9 protein-coding genes are annotated in these 8,042 nt (G+C 54.1%); 6 read left to right on the plus strand and 3 right to left on the minus strand.

Going from position 1 to position 8,042, the window contains the following annotated elements; translation table 11 throughout:
- From QQ91_RS02545 to QQ91_RS02560, 4 genes are all read left to right on the plus strand, one after another.
- The coding region (locus tag QQ91_RS02545) for a hypothetical protein (RefSeq protein ID WP_236096256.1) at positions 1-465 on the plus strand (465 nt) is incomplete at its 5' end.
- Positions 462-1,781 (plus strand): fumarylacetoacetase, encoded by a 1,320-nt coding sequence (fahA, locus tag QQ91_RS02550; RefSeq protein ID WP_166283857.1) that lies wholly within the window; start codon positions 462-464, stop codon positions 1,779-1,781. The genes QQ91_RS02545 and fahA, both read left to right, overlap by 4 nt.
- Before the next feature lie 227 nt (positions 1,782-2,008).
- Positions 2,009-2,194 carry a hypothetical protein gene (locus QQ91_RS02555; protein ID WP_166283859.1) on the plus strand — a complete coding sequence of 62 codons (186 nt, stop codon included), beginning with the start codon at positions 2,009-2,011 and terminating at the stop codon, positions 2,192-2,194.
- Between the two features lie 345 nt (positions 2,195-2,539).
- Positions 2,540-2,689, plus strand: coding sequence for a hypothetical protein (locus QQ91_RS02560; RefSeq protein ID WP_166283861.1), 150 nt, complete (start codon positions 2,540-2,542; stop codon positions 2,687-2,689).
- 48 nt (positions 2,690-2,737) lie between these two features.
- Here QQ91_RS02560 and QQ91_RS02565 read toward each other — a convergent pair whose 3' ends face one another.
- The 3 genes from QQ91_RS02565 to QQ91_RS02575 all read right to left on the minus strand — a co-directional run bounded on the left by QQ91_RS02565 (position 2,738) and on the right by QQ91_RS02575 (position 5,493).
- Positions 2,738-3,547 carry a site-2 protease family protein gene (locus tag QQ91_RS02565; RefSeq protein ID WP_166283863.1) on the minus strand — a complete coding sequence of 270 codons (810 nt, stop codon included), beginning with the start codon at positions 3,545-3,547 and terminating at the stop codon, positions 2,738-2,740.
- Between the two features lie 84 nt (positions 3,548-3,631).
- The gene (locus QQ91_RS02570) at positions 3,632-4,378 is read right to left on the minus strand and encodes an FkbM family methyltransferase (RefSeq protein ID WP_166283865.1); all 747 of its coding nucleotides are present in this window, start codon (positions 4,376-4,378) and stop codon (positions 3,632-3,634) included.
- Positions 4,379-4,434: 56 nt separating this feature from the next.
- Positions 4,435-5,493: a hypothetical protein gene (locus tag QQ91_RS02575; protein ID WP_166283867.1), complete on the minus strand. Its 1,059-nt coding sequence runs from the start codon at positions 5,491-5,493 to the stop codon at positions 4,435-4,437.
- Positions 5,494-5,691: 198 nt separating this feature from the next.
- Here QQ91_RS02575 and QQ91_RS02580 point away from each other — a divergent pair, with 198 nt between their 5' ends.
- Together QQ91_RS02580 and QQ91_RS02585 are read left to right on the plus strand one after the other, a co-directional pair.
- A complete protein-coding gene (locus QQ91_RS02580; RefSeq protein ID WP_166283869.1) occupies positions 5,692-6,180 on the plus strand; it encodes an NUDIX domain-containing protein in 489 nt (162 codons plus the stop codon).
- A gap of 130 nt (positions 6,181-6,310) precedes the next feature.
- Positions 6,311-7,897, plus strand: a complete 1,587-nt coding sequence (locus tag QQ91_RS02585) for a hypothetical protein (RefSeq protein WP_166283871.1) — start codon at positions 6,311-6,313, stop codon at positions 7,895-7,897.
- Positions 7,898-8,042 lie beyond the last annotated feature (145 nt).

The raw sequence follows: 8,042 nt of genomic DNA on the forward strand, positions 1-8,042 counted from the left end.
GCCAAAATCCGCACCGGAGGGCTCACGCCCGCTGCATTTCCCACCGCACCTCAGCTCGCTCAGGTCATCGCCCATCTTGCTCAGGCAAAGCGTCCCTTTAAGGCCACCGCTGGCCTGCACCACGCTTTGCCGGGGCACTATCCCCTTTCATCTCATCCAGAGAGTCCCGTCCTCCCCATGCAGGGTTTTTTAAACCTGGCGATCGCTGCGGCCTTTGCCTATCATGACCCCCTATCCCTGCAGGAGCTTGAGACTATTCTGGCTTCGCCGTCGCTGCGCCCCTTTCACTTTACCGCTGAGGTACTCCAGTGGGAGCAGCGGTCCCTGACCCTGACTCAAATCCACACCGCTCGACGCCAGTTCTTTCAGGCCTTTGGATCTTGCTCGTTTCAAGATCCAATTCATGAACTGGCTGCCCTGTCCCTAATTCCCTCCAGTGCTCAAGCCCTAAGTGCCCTGTCATGAATCGCGATCTCAATCCTACCCATGACCCCCAGCTCCGCAGTTGGATTTCCTCTGCCAATCAGCCCGGCACAGACTTTCCGATTCAAAATCTACCCTTTGGAGTCTTCCAGCGGCGGGATCAGCCCCAGGAATCTCGCATTGGTGTGGCCATTGGCGATCGCATTTTAGACTTGCATCAGTGTTATCGATCCGGGCATCTGCAAAATCTGCCAGAGGTCCTCCAGCAAGCCTGCGCTGAGTCGAGTCTCAATCCCCTCATGGCCTTAGGCCCTTGGTCCGTGGCTATGCTCCGGCCCCTGCTGCAAAATCTGCTGCGGGCCGATTGTCCCCCACCGCGGCTGAGCGAAGATCTCCTGCTGCAGGATCTGCAAGTGGAGATGCAGATCCCGGCAACCATCGGTGATTACACCGACTTTTATGCCTCCCTTTTCCATGCCACCCATGTGGGGTCACTGCTGCGGCCCCACAACCCGCTGCTGCCCAACTATAAACACCTCCCCATCGCCTACCATGGGCGAAGTTCTTCCCTGCTTCTCAGCGGCAGGCCCATCCCTCGCCCCCAGGGACAGAGAAAAGGTGCGGATGAGCCCTATCCCCATTTCGGCGCCACCCAGGCGCTGGACTACGAAATGGAAGTCGGCTTTTTGGTTGGCCAGGGGAATGCCTTGGGGAAACCCATCCCGATTGCCCAGGCGGAGAGCGCAATTTTTGGCCTCTGTCTGGTGAATGATTGGTCAGCCCGTGATATTCAAGCTTGGGAGTATCAGCCCCTGGGGCCATTTTTAGGGAAAAGCTTTGCCACCAGTCTCTCCCCCTGGGTGGTTACCCTGGAAGCGATCGCCCCCTTTCGCTGTCCAGCCTTCACCCGTCTGGCGGAGGACCCGCCTCTGCTTCCCTATCTGTCCTGTTTTGACAATGCCAAGCAAGGGGGCATTGATCTCACCGTTGAGGTCTGGTTGCAATCGGCCCTCATGAAAGATCAGGGAATCCAGGCCCTTCGGCTGAGCCAGGCAAACTTCCAAGACATGTACTGGACCTTGGCCCAGATGGTGGCGCATCACACCAGTAATGGCTGCAATTTGCGATCTGGGGATCTGCTGGCTAGCGGTACGATTTCAGGCGCAGAGGAAGGGTCCCAGGGATCGCTATTAGAAATCACGCGCCGGGGGGCTCAACCCTTTGAGCTTCCCTCCGGCGAACAGCGCAGATTTCTACAGGACGGAGATGAAATCACCCTGCGCGGATATTGCCGAAGGGCTGGGTACGTAGACATAGGGTTGGGTCTGTGTCAGGCCCAAATTACCGCATCAATATAGGATAGTTCAGTGCAGAAAAAGTAGGTTCGGGAAAGTTAGGGAGAGGAACTTAACTCGCCATTTTTCTACGCTGAGCGATTTAATTGATTATCCCCCCTGAATCTGATATTTAGAGCTTGGGGATAGTTCAACTCAGAACCATAAGCCTTCTTAACCCGATGGCAACCTCGGTTGGAATCACGGCTTATTCATCATTGTCTGAGTTGTGATGCATGAGGAGAAACCACATGATGAAGCGATGTAGCTGTGGGAGTCGCGACACTCGACGTTCAACGCGGCGAGGATGGTTAGAACGTCGGCTACTGACAATGCTCAGACTCAAACCCTATCGCTGCAATCGCTGCAGTCGTCGTTTTTTTCGATTTACCTTTGGGAATGACACCGCTATCCCCCATGCAGACTCTAATCGTTAGCACTGAAAACGGTAGCCCGTTGAATCGTAGAACTATCAACAATTGGAGTCTGGCGATAGGTCAGGGGGCAGACAAGATGCCCGCCAGGCGTCTGCCCAGGAATGGGGTTAGCCTTCAGGGGATGCAAGCAGTGTGCTGCTGTCTCTGTTCTGACGGGACTCCTTCGGATTGGCCCCCTTTGGACGGGTCCACCGCCTCCCGTAATCCGTGAAAACACGCTGGCGCCCTAACCTGTTGGGAGCCCGGTCCTAAAAAGGGGACTCAAAAATCCGTAAAACAACTGAGCAGATTTCTGAAGATTGGGGGCCACACTAGAGCGGTAGGGTCACACATCACTCATTCCTGATGAAAAACACAGCTTTTGCCGTTATCACGGCCTATCGTCAAAAAGTGCTCCAGGAAAATGGATCTCAATGGTTCCATCCAGAGAATGAAAGCCTGCTGGGACCTTCTTTGACGCCCTCTAAGGCCATGCAAGCCCCCCAGGGTATTTAGGATTTTTCCTGGGGATTCTCGCTCAATCCAAACACAAGGCGATCGGCCTTACACCGGAGACTGGCGCTTTTTCCACTGGTTAAACAGAATCCAGATCCCCAGCAGAATCAATAGGATAACCTGAGCCCCTTGACGAAACAGGTAAAAGCTCAGTGAGGACATTTCAGGCGGGGCGCCCAGACCGTTCACTAGACCATACACCAGGGTCCAGAAACCTCGGCTGAAGTCTGGAATGAGCCAGAAGGCCGCAAATAGGATCCAAATGCCGTAGCGGGCAAATTGCCGCATCTGTTGCTGCAGGAATCCGGGCAGCCAGGGCTCCAGGATTCCGTAGCCATCTAAACCTGGGATGGGCATTAAGTTGAGGACAGCCCCAGCCACCTCCAGGGTCAACAACAGTAGCAGCCCCAAAATTAACCAGCTTTCCAGGGTGAGGGCATGCAAACTCAACTGCTGGGCCGCAGCCGCCTGAAAGCGCACCCATTCGTAGTTGGGACTCAGACGATGCAGCACCAGGGCGATCGCCCCGGCTACGCCAATTGTGGCCAGGGGACCTGCTGCAGCTACGGCGCTCCGCCAGGCGCGGCTGCGGAGCGCCGCCATGTTGATGTAGACGGCGGCCCCCGGCAGGGGCAGTCCTCCCAGCAGCAAAAACAGCAGGGGCATGGCAATGCTGTAGGTGGGATGGGTATATTTCAGCGGGTTTAGGGTGAGATAGCCCTTCTCTTTAACGGATCGATCGCCTCCCCAGTAGGCAACCAGCGCATGGCCAAACTCGTGCAGACAAACAGACAGCACAAAGCCCGTAAAGACGCAGGTGGTCCAAATTAAACTGGCTGGACTCAAGTCTTTGATCATGGGCTTAAAGGCGCATCATTTTGAAGGGACCGTTGGGGATCAGCGGTTGACTTGACCTCAGCGGGCATTGCCCTCGGATCAGCCTCAAGGAAGTGGGGAGCCCAGAACTTTCTGGGACACAAACACCAGATTGGCGCGGCGCAACTGGGGAGACCGGGTGGGCCATTCATGCATTTGATCGTAGAGTCCAAATAAAACATACTGGTGCGCTTCTAAATGATCTTTAAAGCGCGCTAAGGGAACGTGGAACTGGTTCATAGGATTCATGCCTGCCTCCACCTCCACAAAATCTATTCGCTGGTCCAGCAGCATGGACTCACTTCCCATTAAGACTTCCCAATCTCGCCCCTCGGTGTCAATCTTCAGGTAACTGATCTGCTGAATCTTTTGGGTTTGACAAAATTGCTCCACCGTGGAGACAGCGATCGCCTCCAGGTCTGCTGTCTCCCCTAGGGCCTGCATGTCCTGATCCCCTATCATCGAAAAGCGGTCTGAACTGCCCACCAGCCGCATTCTCGCGGTTCCAACCTGGGCACCCAGGGCCAGCTGAATACAGTGAACACCAGGCTTCCGGCCCAGCTGAGCCTGAAGCGCTTGAAATGTTGCCGCCACTGGCTCAAAGCAGTAGAGGGTCGCATCGGGGAAGTGATAGCGGTATTGCTGCGCAGATTGACCGAGATTGGCCCCCACATCAAAGATGACCTCCATAACATAGCGAGGAAAGGCCTGCTGGATATCGCGGCAAACATCAATCCCTCTGGGAAGGGTGCGAAGAATATGGAAGCCAGTTTGTCTGGCCACCCACTGCTGAACTCGATATCGCCAGGTCATGCTTTGCCTCTCATGTGCCCACCGGGGATCCATCGCGATGGATGACTCTCACCCTCTTATTCTTCAGCCTCGGGAGCGGCAGGTGGTGATCCGGCCTCGGGAGATGCAAGTGGGGCAGAGGAGGGGAGATCTTTAGCACCGGATGCATCGCGGGTGAGCAGCTGAACCAGGATATCCCCCATCTGTTGCTGCACCTCGGGCAAAACTGGCATATTGCTGTGGGCGATGGCATTGGCAGGCACCGCCACGGGTTGCACGCCCGGGGGACAGAGAAACTCAACCTTCTCTTTCAGTCCCACCTGCTCGAACTGATTACACAGGAAACTGCGATTGTAAATGGTTGAGTCTCGGACGGGGGGGGCCGGGGCCGGGGCACTGGGCGAAGCAGTCGCGGTGATAGCCGGGACGTCAGCCACCTCTCGCAGACTCAGGTCTGCTTGATCACATTTGATATGGGCTTGACAGCCAAAAATGCGGCCACTCTTACGATAATCCACGGGTGGGAATCCGTTCATCTGCCAGCGATGGTAAAAATAGCCCACGTTGCCAGGGATCCTGCTGCTGCGGACTGTTTTTCTCAGTCCAAAGGGGCCTACGGGATCTAAAATACCGACGAAGAGAATTTTGCGACTGTGGCTAATTTCAGGCAAGAGCTTCAAGACCGAGTTTCCCCCAAAGCTGTGACCGATTAAAATCAGTGGGCGGTTGGGATCAAGGTTCTGGTTAATAAAGTCTGCGCCTTGCCGAATAAACCCCTTATTGCTCAGGTCCACATCCATGCTGGCCAATTCTCCAAAGGCACCAATGTGGGTTCCTTGATCTGTAAAGCTGCTGTAGGGAACTCGCCGAATTTCCGCCCCCAATTCCTGCTCAAGGCGAGTCTGGAGGACCGTCATCCCCTGGGAACCGCTGTTTTTCTGCGTGTTCCAGGCGCAGCAATCGAGAAACCCATTCACAAAAATCGCATAGGGTCGATCGGATGGTTCTTCAGCCCGGACCGGTGCAGAGATTATCCCGACAGTCCCCATCACCATTAGCAAACAGGCAAACCTCCAGCCTGGCCAAGCCTGCCAAACCGGATGCTGATTCGCCGGATTTCCCTGGTTTTTCCTCATGATTCCCGTTCTCACGGATGCTAACTCCACAAGCTCAACACAGTCACTGCACTCCTGCAATGTAGCATGGGTTTTGGCCGCTCATTCTCCCAGTCATCTGTCTGCTTGGAGCGAAAAAATGGCACTCACCGTGACATCAACCCGGTCCGAATCTGTAATAGGGTGGAAATCGACCCTTCCTCCTGATCCCAGTGTGTTATGCGCCATCGAGTCCGGGCAGCTGCCTTAATTATGCGCCCGCGCCCCCATCCCCAGGAAATTCTTTTAATTAAGCACCAAAGCCGAACGCGCCCCGGAAAAATCCTCTGGCTGCCTCCGGGGGGCGGACTCGAAGCGGAGGACGAGTCCATCTTTGCCTGTGCCCAGCGCGAAGCCAAAGAAGAATCTGGGCTGGATGTCCAGGTCTCTCGCATTGCCTATGTGCATGAGTTTATTGATGCGACCCATCACATTCGCCATGTTGCATTCTACATGGCCACCGATTCCTTCCAGGGAACGATTAGCCGCGAGTATTTACCCGTCGATGCCACCGATGCCCTGGCTATTTTAGATATTGTTTGGGTAAATCGGAGACAGATTGCTGACCTCAGCGTTTATCCAACCTACCTGAAAACGTCAGAGTTTTGGGCTGATGCCCAGGAGGACTTTTCTAGCACAAAATATCTAGAGATTATGCGCAGTTTCTAGCCGGGGCGATCGCCCTGAGCATTTTTCCTGCAGTCTGTGGATCTAAAGACTTGATTCCCTCAGAGGATGACCTGCGGGTTCCGGTGGATCGCTCAAACGTTTCCGTTGCTGTTACAGTCCTCCCATCATCATGAATTCCTTTTCCTTCTTTGCCATCCTCTACATGATCTCCTATCTCCTAGATCAAATGGAGACGTGGGATCAGGGGTTCTCCACCTTTGCGGGCATTGCCCTGGTGATCGCCATTCTTGTCCGAGGGTTCAAAAGATTCGATTTCTTTATTTTCCTGCTCATTACCACTGCAGAGATTCTCATTTATCGCTTTCCGAACCTTTCTAACCATGGCAATGTCTTTTTATTTTGCAATGTCTTGCTCATGACCGGCATGGTCTACTCGTGGATCCGGCCAGCTCGATATCCCACGGACCAGTCCTATTACGAAATGATCGGTCCTCCTTTGCGGATCACGCTGATCACCACCTACTTTTTTGCCGGATTTCACAAACTCAATCAGGATTTTTTTAACCCGCAGGTGTCCTGCGCTGGGGAATTTATTCTCCAGCGCATGAACCTGATGCTCAGTTCTCAAATTTGGGGAATTCCCACCAGTACAGTCCTAGGGCTGGGGCTGCTGTTGATCACCTATCTCTTCTACCGGGCAAGCCCAGTTTCCCTTGCCCACCTCATTGAGCCTAGATACCGACGTCAGCTTTTGGGAGTGATTGCTCCTCTGATGATTGGCCTGTTTGTGCTCATCGCAGTTCCAATTTTAAGCATGACGGTTCCGGCTGTCTTGGTCATTTCCACGGCAGTCATGATTATTCTGTGGGAATGTCTGGGAGCTGCAGGTCTGTGTGTCCCTAGAGCGCAGCTTTACGTTGTGGTCTTCTCGTGGCTCATGCATCTTATTTTGTCCTTAATTGGATTTGTAGACTTTAGTTCCTTCGCCACCGCGCTACTGTTTACATTCATTCCAGCTCCGTACAGTCAACGGCTTCTGAAAAGCCAGCCGATTTCCCTATTGAACTGGAGGATACACCGCATCCATCTGTACGTCCTGTTGACCCTGCTTGATGGAGGCATCATGGGGATTCACCACCAGATTCAGCCCCTTTTTGCATACCATCGCGTGGTATCCGGACTCTTGTTCATTGGAGCCAGTTTGCAGCTCTTTTGGCCCGTCCTTCAGATCCTGGTTCAGACCGAGGCTCCGCCTGCCTGGCAGGGAGTCCCCCTGTGGAATGCTCGGACGCCAAAGTTTTTGTTGATCTTCAGTCTGGTGCTGATTGTGTTTGGACTGTCGCCCTATTTAGGCCTTCGCACCGCCGGCACCTTTACGATGTTTAGCAATTTACGAACCGAGGGTCCGCGTTCTAATCATCTACTGCTGGCAACCAACCCCCTTAAGGTGTGGGGATATCAGGAGGACCTGGTGAAGGTGTTGGAGATGAATCCTGACTTTGCCCGTGATTCCCGCCGCTTCCAGGATTTAGAAGGTAATTTCTTGCCCGTTGTGGAGTTCCAGAAACTCATTCATCGCTATGGGATGCAGGACGAGGGGTTTCCCCTTTGGACCTTTGAGTATGAAGGAAAGCGCTACCATGACATTGATTTGCCGAATAGTCCTCTCTGGCCGACGAAAGCGCCCAGTTGGGAAATGACCTGGATGGAGTTTCGCCTGGTGCAGGCCGAGGGCGCCAACCTCTGTCGCTGGTAATCTCTAGATGTTGCGCCCTCGGCGCTCCCGGTGGGCGATCTTTCTTCCTAGCTGATTCTTGGCTGATTTTTCAAGGCATCCTCACATTCCTCCACCAGGATCATCCTAGAATTAGGGAGAGGGAAACCCTGTTGCACCTTAGGGT

The organism is Lyngbya confervoides BDU141951 (genome assembly GCF_000817775.3).
Classification (GTDB): domain Bacteria; phylum Cyanobacteriota; class Cyanobacteriia; order Thermosynechococcales; family Thermosynechococcaceae; genus Lyngbya; species Lyngbya confervoides.